This window comes from Micromonospora vinacea, from assembly GCF_015751785.1.
GTDB classification, from domain to species: domain Bacteria; phylum Actinomycetota; class Actinomycetes; order Mycobacteriales; family Micromonosporaceae; genus Micromonospora; species Micromonospora vinacea.
In genome coordinates this window covers 32,019-54,941 of the sequence record NZ_JADOTY010000001.1, presented here as the reverse complement: position 1 = coordinate 54,941, position 22,923 = coordinate 32,019, and the positions used below count along the sequence as shown (strand labels likewise).

The 22,923-nt window shown below is 72.7% G+C and carries 16 protein-coding genes and 1 pseudogene; 10 read left to right on the top strand and 7 right to left on the bottom strand.

Going from position 1 to position 22,923, the window contains the following annotated elements:
* Positions 1–208: 208 nt before the first annotated feature.
* The 6 genes from IW249_RS00255 (at position 209) to IW249_RS00230 (ending at position 7,710) form a co-directional block, all read left to right on the top strand.
* A complete protein-coding gene (locus tag IW249_RS00255) occupies positions 209–3,592 on the top strand; it encodes an error-prone DNA polymerase (RefSeq protein WP_196924560.1) in 3,384 nt (1,127 codons plus the stop codon).
* Positions 3,593–3,685: 93 nt separating this feature from the next.
* Positions 3,686–3,862: a hypothetical protein gene (locus IW249_RS00250; RefSeq protein ID WP_167493679.1), complete on the top strand. Its 177-nt coding sequence runs from the start codon at positions 3,686–3,688 to the stop codon at positions 3,860–3,862.
* Positions 3,863–3,936: 74 nt separating this feature from the next.
* Positions 3,937–4,704, top strand: a complete 768-nt coding sequence (locus IW249_RS00245) for a methyltransferase domain-containing protein (RefSeq protein ID WP_196918921.1) — start codon at positions 3,937–3,939, stop codon at positions 4,702–4,704.
* Entirely contained in the window at positions 4,701–5,873 is a 1,173-nt protein-coding gene (locus IW249_RS00240) for an alkaline phosphatase family protein (RefSeq protein WP_196918920.1), read from the top strand. Before IW249_RS00245 ends, IW249_RS00240 begins: the two co-directional genes overlap by 4 nt.
* Before the next feature lie 62 nt (positions 5,874–5,935).
* Positions 5,936–7,195, top strand: coding sequence for a DNA polymerase IV (locus IW249_RS00235; RefSeq protein WP_196918919.1), 1,260 nt, complete (start codon positions 5,936–5,938; stop codon positions 7,193–7,195).
* Between the two features lie 116 nt (positions 7,196–7,311).
* Positions 7,312–7,710, top strand: a complete 399-nt coding sequence (locus IW249_RS00230; RefSeq protein ID WP_030334542.1) for an SCO2097 family morphological protein — start codon at positions 7,312–7,314, stop codon at positions 7,708–7,710.
* 260 nt (positions 7,711–7,970) lie between these two features.
* Here the strand turns inward: IW249_RS00230 and IW249_RS00225 are convergent, their stop codons facing one another.
* Genes IW249_RS00225 through IW249_RS00215 form a run of 3 tightly spaced genes read right to left on the bottom strand, consistent with a single transcriptional unit; the run spans position 7,971 to position 12,814 of the window.
* Positions 7,971–10,442: a transglutaminase TgpA family protein gene (locus IW249_RS00225; RefSeq protein ID WP_196918918.1), complete on the bottom strand. Its 2,472-nt coding sequence runs from the start codon at positions 10,440–10,442 to the stop codon at positions 7,971–7,973.
* Between the two features lie 16 nt (positions 10,443–10,458).
* Positions 10,459–11,757 (bottom strand): DUF58 domain-containing protein, encoded by a 1,299-nt coding sequence (locus tag IW249_RS00220; RefSeq protein ID WP_196918917.1) that lies wholly within the window; start codon positions 11,755–11,757, stop codon positions 10,459–10,461.
* 1 nt (position 11,758) lies between these two features.
* Positions 11,759–12,814, bottom strand: coding sequence for an AAA family ATPase (locus IW249_RS00215; protein ID WP_091407670.1), 1,056 nt, complete (start codon positions 12,812–12,814; stop codon positions 11,759–11,761).
* 403 nt (positions 12,815–13,217) lie between these two features.
* Here IW249_RS00215 and leuS point away from each other — a divergent pair, with 403 nt between their 5' ends.
* On the top strand, positions 13,218–16,058 hold the full coding sequence (gene leuS / locus IW249_RS00210; RefSeq protein ID WP_196918916.1) for a leucine--tRNA ligase: 2,841 nt from the start codon (positions 13,218–13,220) through the stop codon (positions 16,056–16,058).
* A gap of 185 nt (positions 16,059–16,243) precedes the next feature.
* On the opposite strand, the gene IW249_RS00205 is transcribed toward leuS, so the two are convergent.
* From IW249_RS00205 to IW249_RS00190, 4 genes are all read right to left on the bottom strand, one after another.
* Positions 16,244–17,458, bottom strand: a complete 1,215-nt coding sequence (locus IW249_RS00205) for a prolyl oligopeptidase family protein (RefSeq protein WP_196918915.1) — start codon at positions 17,456–17,458, stop codon at positions 16,244–16,246.
* A gap of 125 nt (positions 17,459–17,583) precedes the next feature.
* Positions 17,584–18,267, bottom strand: a complete 684-nt coding sequence (locus IW249_RS00200) for a TVP38/TMEM64 family protein (protein WP_196918914.1) — start codon at positions 18,265–18,267, stop codon at positions 17,584–17,586.
* The gene (locus tag IW249_RS00195) at positions 18,264–18,983 is read right to left on the bottom strand and encodes a type 1 glutamine amidotransferase (protein WP_196918913.1); all 720 of its coding nucleotides are present in this window, start codon (positions 18,981–18,983) and stop codon (positions 18,264–18,266) included. Before IW249_RS00195 ends, IW249_RS00200 begins: the two co-directional genes overlap by 4 nt.
* Positions 18,973–20,220, bottom strand: coding sequence for a MurT ligase domain-containing protein (locus IW249_RS00190; protein WP_091407686.1), 1,248 nt, complete (start codon positions 20,218–20,220; stop codon positions 18,973–18,975). The genes IW249_RS00195 and IW249_RS00190 overlap by 11 nt, the downstream gene beginning before the upstream one ends.
* A 355-nt stretch (positions 20,221–20,575) precedes the next feature.
* Between IW249_RS00190 and mraZ the strand changes: the two genes are divergently transcribed.
* From mraZ to ftsL, 3 genes and pseudogenes are all read left to right on the top strand, one after another.
* Positions 20,576–21,007, top strand: coding sequence for a division/cell wall cluster transcriptional repressor MraZ (gene mraZ, locus IW249_RS00185; RefSeq protein WP_030488958.1), 432 nt, complete (start codon positions 20,576–20,578; stop codon positions 21,005–21,007).
* Between the two features lie 206 nt (positions 21,008–21,213).
* Positions 21,214–22,325 (top strand): annotated as a pseudogene (gene rsmH / locus IW249_RS00180) (16S rRNA (cytosine(1402)-N(4))-methyltransferase RsmH).
* A complete protein-coding gene (ftsL, locus tag IW249_RS00175; protein WP_196918912.1) occupies positions 22,315–22,920 on the top strand; it encodes a cell division protein FtsL in 606 nt (201 codons plus the stop codon). The pseudogene rsmH and the gene ftsL overlap by 11 nt, the downstream one beginning before the upstream one ends.
* Positions 22,921–22,923 lie beyond the last annotated feature (3 nt).

Genomic DNA, 22,923 nt, shown 5'->3' with positions numbered 1-22,923 from the left:
CCGACGTCGGCTGGCTCCGCGCTGGCTGGGGAGCAGATGTCCTGATGAGCGTGATGACTCACAGACATCAAGATGCCTGTGAGTCATCACGCTCATCGCACCTCTCGCCGCCGGCGGGGCGACCGCCGTCGTGTTCGTCGTCGACCCGGTCGTCCAGCGTCCCTCGACCGAGCAGTACCGGGCCGAGCAGCGCGGCCAGAGCGGCCGGATGAGCTTTCACAACCCGAAGATGCCCTGGTCGGAGCTGGAACGCGTGCTCTCCGGCCGGGCCGGTGACACCCGAGCGGGTGGCAACCGCGGGAGCAGAGGTGAGCGGCACCTGCACGTGGTGGACCCGCTCGCGGTGGACGCCGATGGTGGCGACTCCCCGGCGTGGAGCCGCCGCCGCGAGCAGTACCAGCCGCCGGAGCTGACCCGTCCCGACGGCGTGGTGCCCTACGCGGAGCTGCACGCGCACACCAACTTCAGCTTCCTCGACGGCGCCAGCCACCCGGAGGAGCTGGCCGAGGAGGCGGCCCGGCTGGGGCTCACCGCGCTCGCCGTCACCGACCACGACGGCTTCTACGGGGTGGTCCGCTTCGCCGAGGCGGCTCGTACGCTGGGCCTGCCGACCATCTTCGGCGCGGAGCTGTCCCTCGGCCTGCCCGGCCCGCAGAACGGCGAGCCCGACCCGCACGGCGCGCACCTGCTGGTGCTCGCGCACGGCCACGAGGGGTACGCCCGGCTGGCCACCACCATCGCCCGCGCCCAGCTACGCGGCGGTGAGAAGGGCCGCCCGGATTACGGGGACCTGGAGGAGGTCGCCGCCGAGCTGCGTGACCATGTGCTGGTGCTGACCGGCTGCCGCAAGGGGCACGTGCCGGGGGCGCTGCTCACCGAGGGGGTGGACGCGGCGGCCCGCGAGTTGGACCGGCTGACCGCGCTCTTCGGTGCGGAGACGGTGGCCGTGGAGCTGACCGACCACGGCCATCCCGTCGACGCCGACCGCAACGACGCGCTCGCCGAGCTGGCCGCCGCGGCCGGGTTGCCGACGGTGGCCAGCAACAACGTGCACTACGCCAGCCCCGGCCGGCGTCGGCTGGCCACCACCGTCGCCGCGGTCCGGGCCCGACGCAGCCTGGACGAGATCGACGGCTGGTTGCCCGCTGCGGCCACCGCCCACCTGCGCAGCGGCGCGGAGATGGCGGCCCGGTTCGCCGCGTACCCGGGCGCGGTGGCGCGGGCCGCCGAGTTCGGCGCCGAGTTGGCCTTCGACCTCCAGCTCGTCGCGCCGCAGCTACCGGCGTACCCGGTGCCGCCGGGGCACACCGAGATGAGCTGGCTGCGGAAGCTGACCGCTGACGGGGCGCACGAGCGCTACGGGCCGCCGCAGGCGCACCCGACGGCGTACGCGCAACTCGACCACGAACTGAACATGATCGAGGAGCTGGGTTTCCCCGGCTACTTCCTGGTGGTCTACGACATCGTCACGTTCTGCCGTGACCAGGACATCTACTGCCAGGGTCGGGGTTCGGCGGCCAACTCGGCGGTCTGCTACGCGTTGCGGATCACCAATGTGGACGCGGTCCGGCACCAACTGCTCTTCGAGCGGTTCCTCGCCCCGGAACGGGACGGCCCACCCGACATCGACGTGGACATCGAGTCCGACCGCCGGGAGGAGGTGATCCAGCACGTCTACACCCGCTACGGCCGGGAGCACGCCGCCCAGGTCGCCAACGTCATCTCCTACCGGCCCCGGTCGGCCGTGCGGGACGTGGCCAAGGCGTTCGGCTACTCGCCCGGGCAGCAGGACGCCTGGAGCAAGCAGATCGACAGGTGGGGGTCGGTCGCCACTGTCGATGTCGAGAACATCCCCGAGCAGGTGGTGGAGTACGCCAACGAGTTGCAGACGTTCCCGCGGCACCTGGGCATCCACTCCGGCGGCATGGTGATCTGCGACCGGCCGGTGATCGAGGTCTGCCCGGTGGAGTGGGGGCGGATGCCCGGGCGCAGCGTCCTGCAGTGGGACAAGGACGACTGCGCCGCTGTGGGCCTGGTCAAGTTCGACCTGCTCGGCCTGGGCATGCTCTCCGCCCTGCACTACGGCTACGACATGATCGGGTCCCGGCTCGACCTGGGTGACATGACCCTGGACGACCCGGAGGTCTACGACATGCTCTGCCGGGCCGACTCGGTCGGGGTGTTCCAGGTGGAGAGCCGGGCCCAGATGGCCACGCTGCCCCGGCTCAAGCCCCGCGAGTTCTACGACCTGGTGGTCGAGGTGGCGCTGATCCGCCCCGGCCCGATCCAGGGCGGTTCGGTGCACCCGTTCATCCGGCGTAAGAACGGCCAGGAGCCGGTGACCTTCGCGCATCCGCTGATGCGCAACGCCCTGGAGAAGACACTGGGTGTGCCGCTGTTCCAGGAGCAGCTGATGCAGCTCGCCATCGACCTGGCCGGCTTCGACGCGGCCGAGGCCGACCAGCTGCGCCGGGCGATGGGCGCCAAGCGGTCGGTCGAGCGGATGACCCGGATCGCCGACCGGCTCTACGCCGGGATGGCCGAGCGGGGCATCACCGGTGAGCTGGCCGACGACGTCTACCGCAAGCTCACCGCGTTCGCCAGCTACGGCTTCCCGGAGAGCCACGCGATGAGCTTCGCCTACCTGGTCTACGCCAGTTCCTGGCTCAAGCGCTATCACCCGGCGCCGTTCCTGGCGGCGCTGCTCAACGCCCAGCCGATGGGTTTCTACTCGCCGCAGACCCTTGTCGACGACGCCCGCCGGCACGGGGTGGAGGTCCGCCGTCCGGACATCAACGCCAGCGGGGCGAAGGCGGTGCTGGAGTCCACCCCGGAGACCCGGTGGGGCAGCGGGCCGGGGGAGCCGCCGCACGCCTGGGGGTTGGGCGGTCCAGCCGTCCGGCTCGGTCTGTCCAGCGTGCGGACCCTGGGCGCCGAGGTGGCCGAACGGATCGAGGCCGAACGGGTCGCCGGTGGGCCGTACCGGGACATGCCGGACCTGGCCCGGCGGCTCGGTCTCACCGCCGCGCAGCTGGAGGCGTTGGCCACCGCGGACGCCTTCGCCTGTTTCGGGCTGAGCCGGCGGCAGGCGCTGTGGGCCGCCGGTGCGGCGGCCCAGGACCGGCCGGGTCGGCTGCCCGGCACGGTGACCGGCGCGGCGGCGCCCACGCTGCCCGGGATGGAGGCGGTGGACCGGCTGGTCGCCGACGTGTGGGCCACTGGGCTGTCGCCGGAGAGTCACCCCGCCCGGTTCATCCGGGGGCAGCTCGACGTGCTCGGCGCGGTGCCGATCGCCCGGCTCGGCCGGGTGGAGCCGGGGCAACGGATCCGGGTCGGTGGCATCGTCACCCACCGGCAACGCCCGGCGACCGCGGGCGGGGTCACCTTCCTCAACCTGGAGGACGAGACGGGGATGCTCAACGTCACCTGTTCGCCGGGGTTGTGGCAGCGCTACCGGCGGGTGGCGCGGACCAGCGCCGCGCTGGTGGTCCGGGGGCGGTTGCAGCGGCACGAGGGGGTGACCAACCTGGTCGCCGATCGGCTGGACGCCATCGAGCCGCCGGTCAGCCCCGCCTCCCGTGACTTCCGCTGATTCAGTGATCCACATTACGGTTTCCCGAGCCGTCGAGCGGGAGACTCGTCCCGAGCGGGCAGAGCGGCCCGTGATCCGTGAGGGGGAACGACAGTGACGGGAAATCACGCGTACACCGGTGGAATCGCCAACGCCCGGCGGACCCGACTGGGCAACGGTTGGGTGCCGTCGCACCTCGCCGACCCCCGCGAGTATGAGGTGACAAACGGTCCGGTGGCCAACGAGCGTCGGTCCCGGGCCGAGGACGAGGCCGAGGGCACCGAGGCCTGACCGACCGCCGCACTCCGCACCGATCGGGCGTGTGGTGGGCGCGCCGCCACACGCCCGCACCACCACCGGGCCGGGTGACTAGGCTCGACCGGGTGGAGCAGACCCGAGGCCGGTTCGCCGAGCCGCCGCTGACACCCCGTACCGCAGTGATCTGGTCGGTGCTCCGCGCCGAGCTGGACCGGCGCGGCGACGCCGAGCTCACAGTGCTGGACGTGGGCGGTGGCACCGGCGGTTTCGCCGTTCCGCTGGCCCGCGCCGGGCATCGGGTCACCGTCGTCGACGCCAGCCCCGACGCGCTCGCCGCGCTCACCCGCCGCGCCGCCGAGGCCGGGGTGGCCGACCGGATCGCCGCCGTGCAGGGCGACGGTGACGCCCTCGCCGGGCTGGTCGAGCCGGCCGGCGTCGACCTGGTGCTCTGCCACGCCGTCCTGGAGGTGGTGGACGACCCGACGCCGGTGGTGGCCGCGCTGGCCACCGCGCTGCGCCCGGGTGGCGCGGCCAGTGTGCTGGTGGCCGGGCGGGCCGCCGCCGTGCTGGGCCGCGCGATGAACGGGCACCTGGACGTCGCGGCCACCCTGGCCGCCGATCCGGCCGGCACCGCCGGGCCGCGGGACACACTGCGCCGACGCTACGACGCCCCGGGCGCCGCCGCGCTGCTCGGCGCCGCCGGGCTGGTGGTCGAGGAGATCCACGGGGTACGCGTGCTGGCCGACCTGCTGCCGGCCGCGGTCGCCGACGGGCAGCCCGCCGCCGTGGTCGAGTTGGAACGTGCGCTGGCCGCCCAACCGCCGTACCGGGACCTGGCCGCCCAACTGCACCTGTTCGCCCGCCGTCCGGCATGATCGCCGAGGCCGGTGGCCGACCGGCGCCGTTGGAGATCCTCGGGCCGGATCACGGCGGCGGCCGTCTCGCCGACGTGCTGCCCAGCGCGCTGGCCGTGCTGGGCGTGCCCGGCTCGACCGACCCGCTCGGCCTCGGGCCCGCGCTGGCCGGGGTACGCCGGATCGCCGTACTGCTGGTCGACGGGCTCGGCTGGTACCAGCTGCCGACCGCGGCGCCGTACGCGCCGACAGTCGCCGGGCTCGCCGCGACTGTGGCCCGGCCGCTCATCGCCGGTTTCCCGTCCACCACCCCGACCAGCCTGGTGTCGCTGGGCACCGGTGTCGCGCCGGGCGCGCACGGGGTGCTCGGCTTCACAGTGCGGGTGCCCGGCACCGAGCGGGTGCTCACCCACACCGACTGGGCCGCCGATCCGTCGCCGCTGCGCTGGCAGCCGGTGCCCACCCAGTTGGAGCGGGCCCGCGCCGCCGGCGTGACGACGACAGTGGTGAGTCGGCCGGAGTTCGGCGGCAGCGGGTTGACAGTGGCCGCCAACCGGGGTGGCGACTTCCGGGGCGCCGCCGGCGGGGACGCGGTGGCCACCGCCATGCTCGCCGCGCTGGCCGCCGGCACCGGGCCCACACTGGTCTCCGGCTACCACGCCGACCTGGACCGGCACGGCCACGTCAGCGGCGTCGACTCGGCACCCTGGCGGGTCGCGGCCACCGAGGTGGACGACCTGGTCGCCCGGCTGGTCGACGGGCTGCCGCCGGACGCGGCGCTGCTGGTGACCGCCGACCACGGGCAGCTCGACATCCCCGCCGCGCACCGCTTCGACCTGGACACCGATCCGCGACTGCGGGCCGGCGTGCGGCTGGTGGCCGGCGAGGCCCGGGTGCGCTACCTGCACGTCGAGCCGGGCGCGGTCGACGACGTGCGGGCCGCCTGGGCGGAGGTGCTGGGCCCGGCGGCCCGGGTACGCACCCGCGACGAGGTGGTGGCCACCGGCTGGTTCGGCCCGGTGCCCGAGGAGCACCTGGGCCGGATCGGGGACGTGGTGGTGACCTGCAATGACACGTACGCGGTGATGGCCAGCCGCACCGAGCGGCCGATGGCGTCGAAGCTTGTGGCCTACCACGGGTCGGACACCGCCGCCGAGCTGACAGTGCCGCTGCTGGTCGTCCGGGGCTGACCCGCCGACGGCTCGGCCCACTGGCCGACGGTGGTGTCGTACCCCCGGGTTAACCTGCCGGGATGGGCCGCAGTCAGTCGTTGCCCCGGGGCGACGATCCGCGCTTCGGGCCGGACGCCGACGACTCCGCCAGCCCGATCCTGCACGTCGACATGGATGCCTTCTTCGCCGCCGTCGAGGTGCGCCGTCGCCCCGAGCTGCGCGGCCGGCCGGTGGTCGTCGGCGGCGTCGGCCCGCGCGGGGTGGTCAGCTCGGCCAGCTACGAGGCCCGCCGGTACGGCGTCCGCAGCGCGATGCCGACCAGCCAGGCCCGGGCCCGCTGCCCCCAGGCGGTCTACCTGCCACCGGACTTCTCCGCCTACTCGGCCGCCTCCCGGGCGGTCATGCAGATCTTCCGGGACGTCACGCCACTGGTCGAGCCGCTCTCCCTCGACGAGGCGTTCCTCGACGTGACCGGCGCCCGGCGGCTCTTCGGCTCCCCGGCCACCATCGCCCGGCTGATCCGTCGCCGGGTCGCCGACGAGCAGGCGCTGACCTGCTCGGTCGGGGTGGCGCCGACCAAGTTCGTGGCCAAGCTGGGCTCCACCCGGGCCAAGCCGGACGGCATGCTGGTCGTGCCCCCGGGGCAGGTGCTCGACTTCCTGCACCCGCTGCCGGTGGACGCCCTGTGGGGGGTGGGGGAGCGCGCCGCCGAGGCGCTGCGCCGGCTCGGTCTGACCACCGTCGGCGACCTCGCCGAGGCGCCGGTGGGCATGCTCCGCCGAGCCGTCGGTGCCGCCTCGGCGGCCCACCTGCACGAGTTGGCCTGGGGGCGCGACCCGCGCGGGGTCAGCCCCGAGCACGTCGACAAGTCGATCGGCGCCGAGGTGACCTTCGACGTCGACGTGGCCGACCCGCTGGAGATCCGCCGTGCGTTGCTCGCGCTCAGTGCGAAGGTCGGTGTCCGGTTGCGCGGCTCCGGGCAGGTCGGGCGCACCGTCTCACTGAAGGTCCGGCTGGCCGACTTCCGCACCGTCAGCCGATCTCGCACCCTCGACGTTGCCACCGACACCGCGCGCGAGATGTTCGACACGGTCTGGGCGCTCTACACCGCGTTGGACCCGGGCGAGCGGATCCGACTCGTCGGTGTCCGGGTGGAAGGGCTCGCCCCGGCACAGGGCGCTGCCCGGCAACTCACCCTCGGTGCGCCCGAGCGCGGCTGGCGCGAGGCGGAAGCTGCCGCGGACGCCGCCGCTGCCCGTTTCGGGCGGTCCGTCATAGGTCCGGCCAGTCTGATGGGCGACCGTGATCCCCGTCGAAACGAAAATCCACCCCGCCCATAGGTCGTCCCGCTTTCCGACGCGCGACCCCCCTCGTAGACTTGCGGGTAAGCAGCCGGATGGCTGCCACGGTCTGTCGGCCCGAGTGGGCCCGACCAACGTGACCGGGGAGGAGTGCCGTGCCGCTCTCGGAGCACGAGCAGCGGCTGTTCGAGCAGATCGAGCGGTCGCTTGCCGAGGACCCCAAATTCGCCTCGGCCGTGCGCGCCAGCGATCCGCGCTTCCATGCGCGGCGTCGCCTGCTCGTCGCCGCCGGCGTCATCATCGCTGGCTTGGCTCTACTGGTCTATGGCGCGGTGATCAAGACTCCACCACTGGCGGTGGCGGGCTTCGTCGTCATGCTGGCGTCGGCCGCGTTCGCGGTGCAGTCGCACCGGCGGGCGCAGTCACCCGACCTGCACGTGGTGGGCGGCACGACGAGTCGTCGTCGTCCCCGCGGTGGCCGATCCGGTCGCCGGTCGTCGATCCTGGACCGCATGGAGGACAGGTGGCGGCAGCGCCCGGAGGGGCACCGCTGAGCCGGTCCCGCCGCTGAGGCGGGTCGTACGCCGCGACGAGCGGTCGCCGGGCACAGCCCCCGGCGACCTGCGTGGTATCCGTGCGTCCTTATTCCCCGCTGCCCACCCTCCGCGCGATCATGGGTGGTCGTTGAGTCGCCGCTCCAGGCCCGACCCGGCGCCGCCCACGATCACTTGATGGTGCGTAGTTGCGAGAACCTGTCGGCAACTACCGGCCACCAAGTGATCATGGGCGGTGGAGTGGGTGGGTCGGGTTTCGGTCAGCGAGCGGCCCGGTCGGCCAGCAGTCGTCGAGGGTTCCACCGCAGCAATCGGTACCGGGCCCGCCCGGTGAGCGCCACCATCCGACCGGACCTGTCCGCCATTCCGGTCCGCCACCGCAGCAGCACCGAGGGCGGCAGCACGGCGGCGAGCAGGCGGGTCCGTCGGTCCGCCCGCGCGGCCAGCGCCCCACGGACCGCGCGCAACGCCGGCAGCAACCGCTCACCGGTCAGCGGATCCCGCGCGTAGCGGGCCCGCTCCTCCGCCCGGCCGAGCAGCCGCGCCGACCCGATCGCGTCGTCGTCGTCGAGGGTGTCCCGGACCAGCCGGTCCGCTGTCGCCCTGGGCGTCTCGGTCGGATCGACCGGGACCCGGAAGTCCACAAGCGTGTCGAGCAACTCCGCCCAGGCGGCGTGCGCGTCCGCGCGGGCCCGGCTGGCGTCCGCGCCGACCACCACAGGTCGCGTCCCCGGATCGCTGCCCCCGTCGACAGTGGCGGCGGCCATCGCCCCGCTCACCGCCTGGCCACCCCGTCGGCGGCGCAGAGCCACCCGGCGCAGCGCGGGCACCGCGAGCAGCACCAGCAGGGCCACCAGACCCGCCGCCCACCAGGGCCAGACCGGAGGCTGCTCGTCCGGCGTCGTCCCGCCGAGGGCGAGCCCCTCGTCGGTGTCCCGGTCGGCGTTGTCCGGACCGGCCGGCCCGGCCGAGGCCTCCGGCCCCGCCGGGGTGTCCGTGGCGCCGGTGTCCGGGCTGGACGGCTCCGGCGCGTCAGTGTCCGGTGCCCAGGCCGACCGGGTGGAGCCGGGCACCCCGTAGGCCGGGGTGGCGTCGAACGGCACCCAGCCGGCACCGTCGAAGTAGACCTCGGTCCAGGCGTGCAGGTTGAGGTTGGTCAGCGTGAAGGTGTCACCGTCGCGCTTGCTGCCGTTGGTGAACCCGAACGCCACCCGGGCCGGGATGCCGGCCGAGCGGACCAGCCAGGCCATCGCGGCGGCGTACTGCTGGCAGTAGCCGACCTTGTTGGTCAGAAAGTTGACGATGTCCTGACCGCTGCTGCCGCTCTCGGTGCTCAACCGGTAGCTGAACCCGTTGTCCGCCGAGAAGTGCTGATAGATCCCCAGCACCCGGTCGTAGTCCGTGCGCTTGCCCTGGATCAGCCCCTTGACCAACTCCTCCACCTCGGGCACCGGCCCGGGGGTGGCGGTCATCTGTCGGCGTACCGGGTGGTCCGTCGGCAGTGGTTGCGCTGCCCGCAACACCGCCGGCGTGAAGGTCGAGCGAACGTAGTCGAAGGAGTACTTCCGGCCCCGGGAGTTCTCCCGGTTGGAGAAGACGACCTGCTGGTTGGCGTCGTAGAGCCAGTTGTCGCTGAGGTCGTCGGCGCGGGTCGGCTCGGCGTACACCGGCATCAACGACATGCTCAGGCTCTTGGTGACCTCGACGCTCGCCCGGTAGGTGGTCTGCTGCACACCTCGACCGGCCCGGTCGGCCGGGTTCGGCAGGTCCCGGTTGACCGAGCGGCCGCTGGGGTTGCGCGCCTGGAAACCAGCGGGGCGCAGCTCGTCGGCGACCGCGTAGCGCAGGTAGAACGGGTTCGGCTCGGACGTGGTCACCTTCACCAGGTCGGCCACCTGGGACTGGTTGAGCTGACCGGCGAGCGACGCGAACAGGTCGATCCGACCCGACGTGCCGCCCGTGCCGGACCCGTTGCCATTGCCGTTGCCCGACCCCCGGCTGAGCGAGTCGAGCAGCCCGCCGGTCATCCCGGGCACCGCCAGCGGCAGCACCACCGCCAGGGCCACCCCGACCGCCGCGAGCCGGCGGCCGGCGGACGCCAGCGGAGAGGCCTCCCACACGTCCACGTCGCGGCCGTCACCGGTGAACCGACGTCCGAAGCGGCGTACCCGGTCGACGTTGTCGGTGACCAGCAGCCAGAGGTAACCGGCGGCGCCCACCACGAACGGCACCGCGGGGACGCTGTCCACGTAGACGGCGACCGGCACCGAGTAGATGGCGAGCATCGGCAGCCCCGCCAGCGCGGGCCGGCGCAGCCCCACGGCCAGTACGTCCACCAGCACGGCGACCCCGCCCACGCCGAGCACGGCGATGAACAGCAGCGGGTCGGTGTCCGGGACCTCGACCCCGTACGAGCGCATGTCCTGCATGGAGCCGGCGAGCAGGTCGCCGAAGTACGCGAACGTGCCCGGGGTGGGCAGGATCGCGAGCAGCTCCTCGCCACTGGGGAACAACCAGGTCAGGGCGAGCATCAGGCCGGCCAGCATGCCCAGCACCTGACCCCACAGCGGTGCCCGGGCGAGGCGGGTCAGCGCGGCCACCCCGGCCACCACGGCGACCGCGATGATGGACTCGATCAACCACGTCCAGCCCTGGAAGATGGCCGACAGCGGCGCGGCGGCCAGCAGCGTGGCAGCGGCCGCCACCATGCCGATGTTGCGAGTGCTGATCACGAGGGAAGCCTTCCGTTCATCGCACACCGCCGGCGACCGTCTCGGCCAGCGCGGCCCGCAGGGCGAAACCCTGGGCGCCCCGGCCGACCTGCGGCCACAGCGCCGGCAGTCGGCCGTCATGGTCGACGCCGACCACCCGCCAGCCGCTCTGCAGCATGGCGAGGACGGCGGCGGCGTGGGCGTGCTCCGCCTCGGCCCGGGCCTTCTCCGGCAGGCTGAGCCAGGTGGAGCTGTTCAGCAGGAAGCCGACACAGGTGGCGCCGTTGCCGCGCAGCCCGGCCAGCAGCTCCGCCTCGGCCACGCTCACCGTGCCGAACAGGCCGATGATCAGACCGCCGTCGGCGCGTTGGCGGACCCGCTGCACGAGGCCGGTGACCTCGGCGCGCTGATCCAGTCGGACCTCCGCGAGGTGGTCGAGCAGCGCGCCGTCCCCGCCGGCCTCCGAGGCGTCCACGTCTGCCCCCGAGCCGGTGACCAGGCGCAACTTGTAACCGGCCTGCCGCAGGTGGACGGCGATGCTCGCGGCGGCCGAGACCGACCACTCGAAACTCGCCGTCGGCCCCTCGCCCCGGTGCCCGTACGCCCGGGTGTCGAGGACGACTGTGGCCCGGCTCTCCCACGGTTGCTCCTCGCGGCGCACCATCAGCTCGCCGGTGCGCGCGGTGGACTTCCAGTGCACCCGGCGCAGATCGTCGCCGCGCCGGTACTCCCGGGTCGCCGCGTCGTCCTCGCCGTGCACCGCCACCGAGCGGGCCCGACTGTCGCCGCTGCCCGCGTACTCCCCGGGGAGCCGGACCGACGGCAGCGGGGTGACCTGCGGGATGACCGTCAGGTGGTCGGTGCTGGGGAAGGAGCGGGTGAGCTCACAGAGACCAAACGGGTCGGTCATCCGGACGACCAGCGGGCCCACGTCGTAGCGACCCCGCACGTCGGCCCGCACCGTGTACGCCACGGAGCTGGCCTGGTGCGCGCCGAGCCGCTCCAACACCACCCGGGGCCGGCTGCCCAGTGCGTAGGGCAGCCGGTCCTCCAGGAGCAGGGTGCCGGTCGGCAGCCGGGAGAGGTTCTGGAGGCGCAACACCACACGGGAGTTGGCGCCGACCGGAACCCGGTGCGGGTCCAGCGAACGGTTGCAGGCCAGCTTGTAGCGGCTCCGCCCGACGTAGGCGGCGGCCAGCAACGGCAGGATGGCCAACAGCACGGCCACCCGGAGCAGGTCCTTCTCGCCGAGAATGCCGGCCGAGATCGCCGCCGCGACCGCAGCGGCGAGGAAGGACCGCCCGCGGGTGGTCAGCCCGCGTAGCCCGGCACGCACGTCATGGCCTCCGCGGCTCGTAGGGTGCGCGACCGTTGCCGGTGGCGGGGGGCCGGGTGTCGTACGGGTTGCGCTGCCGGTCGTGTGGCAGCGGCAGGCGGTGCACCAGCTCGGAGACGATCGCGTCGGTGGTGCGCCGGGCGAGCTGCGCGTCGGCCGTCGGGATGATCCGGTGGGCGAGCACCGGCACCGCCAGGGCCTGCAGGTCGTCGGGGAGGACGTAGTCGCGGCCCTCCAGGGCGGCGACCGCCCGGGCGGTGCGCAGCAGTTGCAGGGTCGCCCGGGGGGACGCGCCGAGCCGCAGGTCGGGGGCCTCACGGGTGGCGGTGACCAGGTCGATCGCGTACTGCTTGACCGCGTCCGCGACGTGCACCTGCCGGACGGTGGCGATCAGCTGCCGGACGATGGCCGCGTCGGAGACCGCGCGCAGCTCGTGCAGCGGGTCGGTGGCGCCGTGCCCGTCGAGCATGGCCAGCTCGGCGTTGGAGTCCGGGTAACCCATCGCGATGCGGGCGGTGAACCGGTCGCGCTGCGCCTCCGGCAGCGGGTAGGTCCCCTCCATCTCGATCGGGTTCTGGGTGGCGATCACCATGAACGGGGTCTGGAGCTGGTAGGTCACCCCGTCGACGGTGACCTGTCGCTCCTCCATGCACTCCAGCAACGCCGACTGGGTCTTCGGGGAGGCCCGGTTGATCTCGTCGCCGACCACCAGGTTGGCGAACACGGCGCCCGGGCGGAACTCGAAGTCGTGCGTCTCCTGGTTGTAGACGCTGACACCGGTGACGTCGCTGGGCAGCAGGTCGGGGGTGAACTGGATCCGCCGCACCGTGCAGTCGATGGACCGCGCGAGGGCCTTGGCAAGCTTGGTCTTGCCGACGCCCGGGACGTCTTCGATCAGGAGATGACCCTCGGCGAGCAGGACGGCCAGGGCGAGCCGCACGGTGGCGGTCTTACCCTCGATGACCTGCTCGATGTTGGCCACGATGGCCTCACTGGCGGCGCGGAACTCGTCGTGCGGCAACAGGCCGCCCACCTCGTCCCAGGTCTGTTGTGTCACGGGCCTCCTCCTCGTCGCCGTCACGGCAGCTCTCTAGAGAGCACCTGGACCCGCCGTTGGGTTCGCGACGTCGAGCCTCGTTTGCCGCAGGAATCTCACTAGTCTCTCAGGCTAACCATGTTTGTCGTTATCGCCGACCCCCGCAGGTAGTCCGTCGGTTACGCACCGATATTCGCCAGCTCGGGGGAACCGGCCCGACCCGCCCCGGGGGCCGGCAGGGCGAACCGTGGGCGAGGTACACTGCGGGGCATGGCCGGAGTCTTCCTGCTTCTTACCGGGCCGTGCTGATGCGCTGAACGCAGCGACAGCACGGCGGCCCCTCCTGCGCGAGGGGCTTTTTTGTGCCCGCCGCCGGCCCGGCCCGGTGGTGCCGAGACGAAGCGAAGCGAAGCGAGGAGAGACGATGAGTGAGGCAGCCGCACCGGCGGGCGACATTCCCCCGTTCCGGTACACCGCGGCCCTGGCCGACGAGATCGAGATTCGTTGGCAGGACACCTGGGCGCGCGAGGGCACCTTCCACGCACCGAACCCGACCGGCCCGCTGGCCGACCCGACCCACCCGCGCGCGGGCGCGGAAAAGCTGTACGTGCTGGACATGTTCCCGTACCCCTCCGGAGCGGGCCTGCACGTCGGCCACCCGCTGGGCTACATCGGCACCGACTGCTACGCCCGCTACCAGCGGATGGCCGGCCGCAACGTGCTGCACGCGATGGGCTTCGACGCGTTCGGCCTGCCCGCCGAGCAGTACGCGGTGCAGACCGGCACCCACCCCCGGACCACCACCGTCGCGAACATCGAGCGGTACAAGGCGCAGCTGCGCCGGCTGGGGCTGGCGCACGACGAGCGCCGCTCGGTGGCCACCATCGACACCGACTTCTACCGCTGGACCCAGTGGATCTTCCTGCAGATCTTCAACTCCTGGTACGACAGCGACGCCGGCCGGGCCCGTCCGATCGCCGAGCTGATCGCCGAGTTCGAAGGCGGTAACCGGCCCACCCCGGACGGCCGCGCCTGGGCCGAGCTGAGCGTCGCCGAGCGCCGTCAGGTCGTCGACGACCACCGCCTGGCGTACGTCTCGCAGGCGCCGGTGAACTGGTGCCCGGGGCTGGGCACCGTGCTGGCCAACGAGGAGGTCACCGCCGACGGCCGTTCCGAGCGGGGCAACTTCCCGGTCTTCAAGCGCAACCTGAAGCAGTGGATGATGCGGATCACCGCGTACGGTGACCGGCTGCTGGACGACCTGGACAGCCTGGACTGGCCCGAGCCGATCAAGCTGATGCAGCGCAACTGGATCGGCCGCTCCACCGGCGCCCACATCGACTTCCCGACCAGCGCGACGCCGGTGCGGGTGTTCACGACCCGCCCGGACACCGTCTTCGGTGCCACCTACATGGTGTTGGCGCCCGAGCACGAGCTGGTCGACACGCTGGCCCCGGCCAGCTGGCCGGAGGGCACGAGGGACGCCTGGACCGGCGGGCACGCCAGCCCCCGGGAGGCCATCGAGGCGTACCGCAAGGCGGCAGCGGCCAAGACCGACGTCGAGCGGCAGTCCGACACCAAGGAGAAGACCGGCGTCTTCATCGGCGCGTACGCCACCAACCCGGTCACCGGTGGGCAGATCCCGATCTTCATCGCCGACTACGTGCTGGCCGGCTACGGCACCGGCGCGATCATGGCGGTGCCGGCGCAGGACGAGCGGGACTGGGCGTTCGCCGAGGTCTTCGAGCTGCCCATCGTCCGTACCGTGCAGCCGGCGGAGGGCTTCGACGGCAAGGCGTACACCGGGGACGGCCCGGCGATCAACAGCGCCGCGCCCGAGCGCGGCCTGGACCTGAACGGCCTGGGGGTCGCCGACGCCAAGGCGGCGATCATCGCCTGGTTGGAGGCGAACGGGCACGGCACCGGCGCGGTGACCTACCGGCTGCGCGACTGGCTGTTCTCCCGGCAGCGGTACTGGGGCGAACCGTTCCCGATCGTCTACGACGAGACCGGCGCGGCCATCGCCCTGCCGGAGGAGATGCTGCCGGTCGAGCTGCCGGAGGTGGACGACTTCTCCCCGAAGACGTTCGACGCCGACGACGCCAACAGCAACCCGGAGACCCCGCTGTCGCGGCGGCGCGACTGGGTCGAGGTCGAACTGGACCTGGGTGACGGGCCGAAGCGCTACACCCGGGAAACCAACGTGATGCCGCAGTGGGCCGGCTCCTGCTGGTACGAGCTGCGCTACCTGGACCCGACCAACAGCGAGCGGTTCGTCGACGCGGAGAACGAGCGGTACTGGATGGGCCCGCGCGCCGACGGTGACTGCGGGGGCACCGACCTGTACGTCGGTGGCGCCGAGCACGCCGTGCTGCACCTGCTGTACGCGCGGTTCTGGCACAAGGTGCTGTTCGACCTGGGGCACGTGTCGTCGTTCGAGCCGTTCCGCAAGCTGTTCAACCAGGGCATGATCCAGGCGTACGCGTACACCGACTCGCGCGGCAGCTACGTGCAGGCCGAGGAGGTCTTCGAGCGCGACGGCGGCTACTACCTGGGCGACCTGGCGGTCAACCGCGAGTACGGCAAGATGGGCAAGTCGCTGAAGAACGTGGTGACCCCCGACGACATGTGCGCCGCCTACGGCGCGGACACCTTCCGGGTGTACGAGATGTCGATGGGCCCGCTGGAGGTCTCCCGCCCCTGGGAGACCCGGGCGGTGGTCGGCTCGTACCGGTTCCTGCAGCGGGTGTGGCGGGCCGTCGTCGACGAGCAGACCGGCGCCCTGCGGATCACCGAGGACCCGGCCGACGAGGCGACCCGCCGGCTGCTGCACAAGGTGATCGACGGAGTCCGTGGCGACATGGACGGCATCCGGTTCAACACCGCGATCGCCAAGCTGATCGAGCTGACCAACGGGCTGACCCGACTGTCGGCCACGCCCCGCGAGGTGGCCGAGCCGCTGGTGCTGATGGTGGCGCCGTTCGCACCGCACCTGGCCGAGGAGCTGTGGCGCAAGTTGGGCCACGACACCTCGCTGACGTACGCGGACTTCCCGACCGCCGACCCGGCCCTGCTGGTGGCCGACACGGTGACCTACCCGGTGCAGGTCAACGGCAAGGTCCGTGGCCGTATCGAGGTCCCCGCCGACGCCTCCGAAGAGGTCGTCCGCGCGGCGGCCCTGGACGCGGTGGCGGCGACCCTGGGTGGCAAGGAACCCCGCAAGGTCATCGTGGTCAAGGGCCGGATGGTCTCGGTCGTCGCCTGACTGCGAGCGATACGCACCGTGACGTCCACGGAGGCGGGCACCGCGTTGAGCGTGATGACTCAGAGGCATATTGATGCCTCTGAGTCATCACGCTCTCCGGCGCATGCCCCGCCGGTCGCCGCACCACCGGCTCGTGCAGTCTTCGGATCAGCTCGACCAGCCGCCCGGCGGTTGCGCTCCGGTGGTCACGGGCAGGGCGGCAGTGGCGGCAGCCGGTCCGGACGCAGCAGCGAGTACGCGTGCTGCTGTGCGGGGTCCGAGTTGTTGTCCGGGTCCACCAGCAGCGCCTCGCCCGAGACGACCGCGTGGGCGTGATCGGCGGTCAGCCGCACGTACGACCCGGTTCGCAGGTCGGCCACGTACCAACCCAGGTGGTACTGGAAGATCACCAGGTCTCCGACGGCGGTGGGCGTGGCAACCGTGTGGAAGGGGTCGACGGTCGGGGGCCTGGTGCCCGGTGGCAACGAGGTAGCGGCGGCCGTAGCCGGCGGAGGGGTCACCCGGAACACGCGGACCGGTGCCGCCCAGTCCGGTCGCCAGACGGTAAGGGCGCGCTCGTCGCGGGACACCCAGGCCGTGGTCCGGCCGTCGGTGGTGACGTCGACTGTGGTGTCAGGTCCCGGGCTCGGCTGCGGCGCGGACCCGGCCTTACCGTCCGGACCGATCGCGTTCAGGCGACCCGTGGCCCGATCGAACCAGAGCAGGTCGGCGCCGTGGAACCCGACACCGCCCACCGGGCCGGTGGCCACCGTGCGGACCGTCCCGGCAGCCAGGTCGTGCAGGGTCAGCTCGTTCCGGTCCTCGGCGAGGATCCTGGTGACGGCGAGCTTCCCGTCGCGCAGCGGTGGCCGGAAGAGGAGGTCCGCGGTGCCCAGCACCTGCCGTGGTGCGGTCCCCGACTCCGAGTCCCAGGCGAACAGTTCGGAGCCGCCGCCGCCATGGGGTGCCGCTCGCATGAGGCTGCTGCGCGCGTACACCAGCCAGCGCCCGTCGAAGACGCCCCACAGTGGGAAGGTGAACATGTCCGGCATGGTGGCCACCTCCCTCCGTCGGCCGTCCTTCTCCTGCCAGACCAGCGTCATCGAGCCGCCGCGCTGCACAGTGGCGAACGCGGAGCGGCCATCCGGCGCCGGGGTGAGTGCCGCCCACTTTTCCCCGGGTTCCTGTGGAAGGCGACTGTCACGGATCGCGTCCTGCCAGCTTCGTGGCATGGCGACCGGGCAGAAGTCGGCGAGCGGTGGGGCGGTCACCCGCGTCGCGGGCGGCGCCTCGGCCGTGGCGGACGGCGACGACGCGGCCGGTGGATCACCCGGGGTGCACGCCGCGAGCAGCGCCGCCACGAGGGCCGCAACGAGGGCGACGGCTCGGGAGCCGATCCTGGCTCGGGGCAAGGGCTTCATGGCCGCAGACGCTAGATCGCGCCGGCGCTGCCCGATGCCCTGCCGGCGGGATCGTCGTCCGGCCGTTACCACCGCCGAACCGGCAGGATCCTGTCATCGACGTCCGCAGGGTTTTCGGCAGCGGGTCAGACCGGCATGGCGCGGCGTCGGCGCTCGGCTCGCCACCACTGGTGGATGAGCACCACGCTGGCGATCAGGCCGAGGCTGGCCGGGGCGGCGGCGTACCAGTTGACGTGGCCGGGGGAGCTGACCGCCGCGCCGATCGCCGCGTAGCCGAAGGCGGTCGGCGCGGACGCGATCACGCTGCCGGCCAGGAACGGCAGCACTCGGGCGCCGGTCGTGCCGTAGCCGTAGCTGACCAGTCCGAAGCCGGCGATCGGCAGCAACCGGACGGTCACCACACCGAGCACGCTCTGCCGGGCGAACCAGCCGTCGAGGCGGGCCAGCCGACCGCGGACCCGTTCGGCGACGAACTCCCGACCGAGCAACCGGCCGACAGTGAACCCGATCGCCGCGGCCACCAGCGCGGCGCCCAGGGCGTACGCGGCACCCTCCAGGGGGCCGAAGATCGCGCCCGCCGCGAGCGTGATGAAGGTCCGGGGCACCAGCGCGACGAGGAGCAACGCGCCCCCGAGGATCGCCGCCACCGGCGCGAGGTCGCCCAGCCGGTCGGCGACCAGCGGCAGCTGCGCCGGATCCGGGCGGGGCACCAGGAGCAGCAGTAACCCGCACCCGACGATCAGCAGCACCAGCAGGGCGAACCGGGCGGCCGACGGCTGCCGGAGCAACCGCCGGACGGCACGGATCATGTCCGGGCGGCGGCCACCGCGGAGCGGCGCTCGTTGCGGAGCCGGTCCGACCAGGTGTCGTCCAACGGCGGGAGCTGGTGTGCCCCGGTGGCCCAGCGCAGCAGCAGGTCGGCCAGGGCCGGGTTGCGAGCCAGCGCCGGCCCGTGCGAGTAGGTGCCCAGCAGCTTGCCGCGCCACGCGCCCTCGGTGGCGCCGTCGTTGCCCACCCCGGCGGTGACCCGGGCCAGCGGGGAGACCTCCGGACCGAGGTGGGTGCGGCCGCCGTGGTTCTCGAAACCGGTCAGCGGGGGCAGGCCCAGCCGAGGGTCGATCTCCCCGGCCAGCTCGCCCACGGCCCGGCTCTCGCCCCGGTCGGACTTCAGGTCGAGCAGCTCCAGCCCGCGGCACTGCACACCCTTGGCGAAGAACGAGGTGCCGAGGAGTTGGTAGCCGGCGCAGACGCCGAACACGACCGAGCCCTGGGCGACCGCGCGGTGCAGGCCGCCGTCGGCGAGCAGCCGCTGGGCGCCGAGCGCCTGCGGCCCGTCCTCGCCGCCGCCGACCAGGTAGATGTCGGCGGTCGCGGGCAGCCGCTCGTCGGAGCGGACCTCCAGCACCTCGACCGGCATCCCGCGCTGACGGGCCCGACGGGCGAGGATCAGGGCGTTGCCCCGGTCTCCGTAGGTGGAGAGCAGGTCGGGGTAGATCCAGACGATGCGCAGGCTCTCAGATGACACGGTCCAACTCCGCTCGGATGTCCTGGAACGCGGTGTAGTTCGCGATGACCTCCAGCCGCCCGGGCGGGACCGACCGGAGCGCGTCGTCGAACGTGCGGACGTGCTGGAACGGCACGTCGTTGACGTCCAGCCGGACCGCCAGGTCGTATGCCCGGTCGCCGGTGATCAACACCTGGCGGCCACGGAGCGGGGCGAAGTCGACGTCGTAGAGCCAGGAGGTGTCCAGGCCGTCGGGGTCGCGCGCGTTGATGGAGAGCAGGGTCGGCGCGTCGTCGGCCATGTCGAACGCCTCAAGCCAACTGGCCGGGTTCTTGGCCAGCAGCAGCCGGATGTTGCGGCCGTCCTTGTCGACCTGCGCGTAGCGGCCGGCCACCGAGGTGACGATGCCGAGGCGGGACACCGCGTCGACCGGGCGGACGCCGAACTCGGCGGCCACCGCCAGCGCGGTCGCCGCGTTGCCGAGGTTGACCTTGCCGGGCAGCTGGAGGGAGACCTTGTGCCAGGCGCCGGTGGGGTCGAGCACGCCCTCGTCCTCGACGACCCAGTGCGGCTCCGGCCGGCGCAGCGGGCAGCCCGTGCACCACCACTGCTCGCCGGAGCGTTGGATCGTGGAGCCGCACTCCGGGCAGACCCAGGAGTCGTCGTGCCAGCGCTGGCCCGCACTGAACCACGTCACGTGCGGCGGGTTGATGCCACGGGCGGGGTCGCCCGGCGGGGTGGCGGCCCACACCACCAGTGGGTCGTCGGCGTTGGCGACCACCCGTACGTCGGTGTGCCGGACCAGCGCGGCGCGCCAGAGCTGCGCCATCATGGCGACCTCCTTGGCGCGGTCGAGCTGGTCGCGGGAGAGGTTCAGCAGCGCGACCACGTGCGGCTCGGTCGCCTCCAGCACCTGGGCCAGGTAGTGCTCGTCGACCTCCAGCACCGCGTACGGCGTGCTGCCGGCCTTGGCCAGCGCCGAGGTGTGCCCGCTGGGCATGTTGGCGCCGAAGGAGTTGGTGGCGACCCGGCCGAGCACGCCGACCGCGGCGGAGGTCAACCGGGTGGTGGTGGTCTTGCCGTTGGTGCCGGAGACGAGCGCGATCGCGCGCCCGGCCGACAGGTGGGCCAGCAGGTCCGGGTCGATCTTCAGGCCGATCCACCCGCCGATCACCGAACCGTCGCCACGGCCGGCCGCCCGGGAGAGCGCCGCGGCTGTCCGTGACACGGAGCTGGCCACCTTGGCCCGTAGGGGCATTTTCGCGTCCGTCACGCGAGCGAGGTTACCGGACCGCTGGCCCCACCAGATCGCCGCCGACGGTGAACCGTTCGGCCGTGGTGGTGGCGCGGGCGGCCGGGTCGGCGTCCCCCGGACGGAGTCGATCTATGTCGGAAAGCGGACCACGCCGAGGGGCTGCCGAAGCCCTCCACTGCGCTCCACCCCTTGTGACGTGCGGTTTTGCCGTCGGGTCAGGCGCGCCACGCGGGCGAATTTGGTTGCGGGTGGAGGGAAGTGGAGTAGAGTGGGGACCAATGGTGAGGCCGGGAGGGCTCACCGGCCCGGGGGGTCAGCGGCGCCGCGAACGCCGCTCAGGGGCGAGGGGGTTGGGCCGATGTTTCTCGGCACCCACACTCCGCGCCTGGACGAAAAGGGCCGGTTGATCCTTCCGGCCAAGTTCCGGGATGAGCTGGCGGGGGGTGTCGTGGTCACCAAAGGGCAGGAGCGCTGCCTCTACGTCTTCCCGACCCCTGAGTTCCAGCGGATCGCGGAGCAGTTGCGCGCACAGCCGATGACCCACAAGGCGGCCCGGGCCTACAGCCGGGTCTTCTTCGCCAGCGCGCACGACGAGGTTCCGGACAAGCAGGGTCGGGTGACCATTCCGGCCCACCTGCGGGCCTATGCCGCGCTGGACCGCGAGCTGGTGGTGATCGGCGCGAGCACGCGGGTGGAGATCTGGGACAAGGTCGCCTGGGAGACCTACCTCGCCGAGAGCGAAGACGACTTCGCCGACATCGAGGAGGGGGTGCTGCCCGGCGGTCTGTAGGGCGGTAACGGCGCCCGACGTACTGCGAGATCTCCAGCCGCTTTCGAGTTCCTGGCATCACTTCCCCGGTGCCAGGCGCACGATCCAGTCATTGGGCGACGGTCCGGTGTCAGGCGGGAGCGGATGGGGATCTGGCGGTACGACGGCAGCGCCGTCCGACGACAGGCGCACGAGGAGAACGGACGTTTCAACCAGTGGGGGTCATCATGGGGGAGTTGCGCGGCACGCACGTGCCGGTGCTGCTCGAGCGGTGTCTCGAGCTGCTGGCCCCCGCGCTGGGTCGAGGCGGCCGGACGGTCTACGTCGACGCGACGCTCGGCCTGGCCGGGCACGCGGAGGCGGTGCTCGAGGCGCATCCGGAAACGGTCCTGATCGGGCTCGACCGGGACACCGAGGCGCTCGCCCACGCGCGGGTCCGACTGGCCCGGTTCGCCGACCGGGTGCACCTGGAGCACGCCGTCTACGACGAGTTGCCGGACGTGCTGGACCGGCTGGGCTATCCGGCCATCGACGGCATCCTGTTCGACCTGGGTGTCTCGTCGTTGCAGCTGGACGCGCCCGACCGCGGGTTCGCGTACGCCCAGGACGCTCCGCTGGACATGCGGATGGACCAGACCCGGGGGGTGACCGCCGAAGAGGTGGTCAACACGTACGCGCATCCGGACCTGGCCCGGGTGCTGCGGGTGTACGGCGAGGAGAAGTTCGCCGGTCGGATCGCCTCGGCGATCATCCGGCAGCGGGAACGGGCCCGGATCACCTCGTCCGCGCTCCTGGCGGAGCTGGTACGGGACTCCATTCCGGCACCAGCCCGACGAACGGGTGGGCACCCGGCAAAGAGAACGTTTCAGGCTTTACGGATCGAGGTAAACAGAGAGCTGGCAGCGCTGGAGACAGCGTTGCCATCCGCACTAGACGCACTGACAGTGGGGGGCCGCATGGTGGTCCTGTCCTACCACTCGCTGGAGGACAGGCTCACCAAGGCGGCTCTCACGGATCGGGTCCGCAGTAAGGGCCCGATCGACCTCCCGGTCGAACTTCCCGGGTCCGGTCCGACGTTCCGGCTGCTCAGCCGGGGCGCCGAACTGCCCGGGGAGGCGGAGGTCGCCGCGAACCCGCGCGCCGCCTCGGTGCGGCTGCGGGCCGCGGAGCGACTCGACCCGAACGCGACAGAGCAGGGGCGGACCGACCGCGAACGGTCTCGCCGACGGGTGAAGGGAATGCACCAACCGGGCACCGGGTCCGCCTGATCCGTGGGGGGTCAGGGGCACCGGGGACGGCTAGAGGGACGGATGTTGAGGGGGAGGGACATGAGCATTGACAAGCGCGACCGCCGGGACGTCACCGGCGGCGGGCAGCGCGCACCGCGGTCGGGGGGCCGGACCGCGGCGGAGCGGGCTCCGCGCCTCGGAAACGGTACGCCACGCATCGATCGAGTGAACCGGCAGGGGGAGACTCGCGCCCGGGGGGCGCGCGAGTTCCCGACCCAGGGCACCGCCGCGCTGCGGCCGGTCGAGAAGGCCGCCACTGCCACCAGCGCCCGCCCGCCGCGGCTGCGGGTGGCGCCGCCACCGCCGATCTCGGTGCCGCGTGCGCCGTTCGCGGCGCTGATCGTGGTGCTGGTGGTCGGTGGGGTGCTCGGCATCCTGGCGGTCAACACGAAGATCAACGAGAACGCGTTCCGGCTCGAGCGGTTGCAGCAGCAGCAGGCTCGACTGGACCTGGAGAAGCAGCAACTGGACAAGCAGATCGCCGAGTTCCAGGCGCCCGGCAACCTGACCGCCGAGGCACGGCGGCTGGGTCTGGTCGACGCGGGCGAGCCGGGCTACATCCGGCTGCCGGACGGCAAGACCATCGGTGTGCCGCAGCCGGCGACCGGCCAGCCGTCGGTGACCAGCCAGGGTGCGGGAGGCTGACCG